Here is a 3,049-nt window from a genome sequence, read left to right on the forward strand (position 1 = left end):
CCGACCAACGAGGAGATGATCACCGAGATCTTCCGCGCCAGCGTGCGCTCGTACAAGGATCTGCCGCTCAATCTCTACCACATCCAGTGGAAGTTCCGCGACGAGGTCAGGCCGCGCTTCGGCGTCATGCGCTCGCGCGAGTTCCTGATGAAGGACGCCTATTCCTTCGACCTCGACGCGGCGGGCGCGCGCCTTTCCTACTACAAGATGTTCGTCGCCTATCTGCGCACCTTCGCGCGCTTCGGACTGACCGCCATTCCGATGAAGGCCGACAGCGGGCCGATCGGCGGCGACCTGTCGCACGAGTTCATCATCCTGGCCGACACCGGCGAGAGCGAAGTGTTCTGCCACCGCGACTATCTCGGCTTCGCCCCGCCGGCGGAGACGATTGATTTTTCCGACGCCGACGCGATGCGGGCGGTGTTCGAGCAATGGACCTCGCTCTATGCGGCGACCTCGGAGCAGCACGACGCCGCGGCGTTTGCGGCGCTGCCGGAGAAATCGCGCATTTCGGCGCGCGGCATCGAAGTCGGCCATATTTTCTACTTCGGCGAGAAGTACTCCGGTCCGATGAAGGCGGTCGTCAACGGCCCGGACGGCAAGGAGCGCAGCGTGCACATGGGGTCCTACGGCATCGGCCCGAGCCGGCTCGCGGCGGCGTTGATCGAAGCCAACCACGACGAAGCCGGCATGATCTGGCCCGAGGCGGCGGCGCCGTTTTCGGTCGGCCTCGCCAATCTCAAGCCCGGCGACTTGGCCTGCGACGGCGCCTGCGCGCGGCTCTATGCCGAGCTGGCAAAACGCGGAATCGACGTGCTCTACGACGATCGCGACGAGCGGCCGGGGGCGAAGTTCGCCACCCTCGATCTTATCGGCCTGCCGCATCAGGTCCTGGTCGGCCCTAGGGGCCTCGCCGAAGGCAAGGTCGAGCTCAAGGATCGCCGCAGCGGCGCGCGCGAGCTGGTCAGTCTCGAGGCGGCGATCGACAAGCTGGGCGGGAAAGCGTGACTTGCCCTCATCCGGCCGCTTCGCGGCCACCTTCTCCCGCAGGCGGGAGAAGGGACGCGCCCCCTCTCCCGCATAGCCCGTTCGAAGAACGGGCGTTCTTCCGAACGCCCGTTGCGGGAGAGGGCTGGGGTGAGGGGGAGCCACGATGACCGCCTCCGCGCTCGAGGCCGCGTCCGCCGCTGCGCCGCCCGCAGCGACGCGGCCGTTCTCGGCCTTCGAATGGATGGTCGCCTTCCGCTACTTGCGCGCGCGCCGCGCGCACGGTTCGGTGTCGGTGATCGCCGGCTTCTCCTTCGCCGGCATCGTGCTCGGCGTGATGGCGCTGATCGTCGTCATGTCGGTGATGAACGGTTTTCATCACGACCTGATGGAGAAGATGATCGGCCTCAACGGCCACGTCTTCTTGCAGGGCGTCGAAAAGCCGCTGACCGACTACGACGCGGTGACCGAGCGCGTCAGCAAGGTGCCCGGCGTCGCATTGGCGCTGCCGCTGGTCGAGGGCCAGGCCTTCGCCACTTCGCCGTTCAATTCCGGCCCGGCGCTGGTGCGCGGCGTGCGCGAAGCCGACCTCAAGCGCCTGCCGGGCATCGAGGGCCACATCACCCAGGGCACGCTCGACGGCTTCGATTCCGGACCGGGCGTCGCGATCGGCGCGCGGCTCGCCGAGCATCTCAGCTTGCGCGTCGGCGACAAGATCACCCTGATCGCGCCGCGCGGCGCTGAGACGCCGTTCGGCGTCACGCCGCGGGTCAAGAGCTATGTCGTCGCGGCGATCTTCCAGATCGGCATGGCGACGTTCGACAACACCTTCGTCTTCATGCCGCTTTCCGAAGCGCAGGCCTATTTCAATCTCGACGGCCAGGCCAACGTGATCGAGGTCTATGTCGACGACCCCGAGCGCATGGACGCGATGCGCGAGCGCATCGCCGCCGCCGAACAGCGGCCGATGATCGACACCGACTGGCGCCAGCTCAACAAGAGCTTCTTCGACGTGCTGACGGTCGAGGCCAACGTGATGTTCGCCATCCTGACGCTGATCGTGCTGGTGGCGGCGCTCAACATCATTTCCGGCCTGATCATGCTGGTGCAGGACAAGGCGCGCGCGATCGCGGTGCTGCGCACGATGGGGGCGACGCGCGGCGCGATCATGCGCATCTTCCTCATCATCGGCGCGACGATCGGCTTCGTCGGCACCGCCTGCGGCCTCGCGCTCGGCCTGATCGTCGCCGAAAACGTCGAGCCGATCCGCAAGGGCTTGAGCTGGCTCACCGGCCGCAACCTGTTCCCGGCCGAATTCTACTACCTGTCGCAACTGCCTTCGCGCGTCGAGGCGCGCGACGTGATCGCGGTCGCCGCGCTGGCGCTGATCCTGTCGCTGCTGGCGACGATCTATCCGTCGTGGCGGGCGGCGCGGCTCGATCCGGTCGAGGCGCTGCGCTATGAGTGACGAGGCGGTGCTGCGGCTCGAGGCGATCGAGCGCCGATACGGCCGCGGCGAGACGACGATCGAGGTGCTGAACGGCGCCGAGCTGTCGCTGAAGGCCGGCGAGTCGGTGGCGCTGATCGCGCCGTCGGGCGCCGGCAAATCGACGCTGTTGCACATCGCCGGGCTGCTCGAACGGGCCGATTCCGGCGAGGTCCATGTCGGCGGCCATGCCACCTCAACCATGAACGAGGAGGGCCGCACGGCGCTGCGCCGCTCGGAGATCGGCTTCGTCTATCAGTTCCATCACCTGCTGCCGGAATTCTCGGCGCTGGAGAACGTCGTCATTCCGCAGATGATCGCCGGCTTGAAGCGCGCCGAAGCGGCGGCGCGGGCGCGCGAGCTGCTCGGCTTCCTCGGCCTCGCCGCGCGCGAGAGCCATCGCCCGGCCGAGCTGTCGGGCGGCGAGCAGCAGCGCGTCGCCCTCGCCCGCGCGCTGGCCAACGCGCCGCGCGTCCTGCTCGCCGACGAGCCGACCGGCAACCTCGACCCCAAGACCGCCGATCACGTCTTCGACACGCTGACCTCGCTGGTCAAGGCGAGCCGCGTCGCCGCGCT

At 68.1% G+C, this 3,049-nt stretch carries 3 protein-coding genes; all 3 read left to right on the plus strand.

The annotated features are described in order from the left end of the window. Positions 1-1,008, plus strand: a 1,008-nt coding sequence (locus ABSF49_RS21310; protein ID WP_424114636.1) for a proline--tRNA ligase, incomplete at its 5' end; no start/stop codon positions are given. Between the two features lie 145 nt (positions 1,009-1,153). Then, positions 1,154-2,455: a lipoprotein-releasing ABC transporter permease subunit gene (locus tag ABSF49_RS21315; protein ID WP_424114637.1), complete on the plus strand. Its 1,302-nt coding sequence runs from the start codon at positions 1,154-1,156 to the stop codon at positions 2,453-2,455. Continuing rightward, on the plus strand, positions 2,448-3,049 hold a 602-nt coding region (locus ABSF49_RS21320; RefSeq protein ID WP_424114638.1), incomplete at its 3' end, for an ABC transporter ATP-binding protein. The genes ABSF49_RS21315 and ABSF49_RS21320, both read left to right, overlap by 8 nt.

The organism is Roseiarcus sp., from assembly GCF_049514155.1.
In the GTDB taxonomy this organism is placed as follows: Bacteria; Pseudomonadota; Alphaproteobacteria; order Rhizobiales; family Beijerinckiaceae; genus Roseiarcus.

Coding starts and splice junctions, on each gene's coding strand:
- ABSF49_RS21315 (WP_424114637.1), top strand. CDS start 1,154: ATGACCGCCTCCGCGCTCGAGGCCGCGTCCGCCGCTGCGCCGCCCGCA.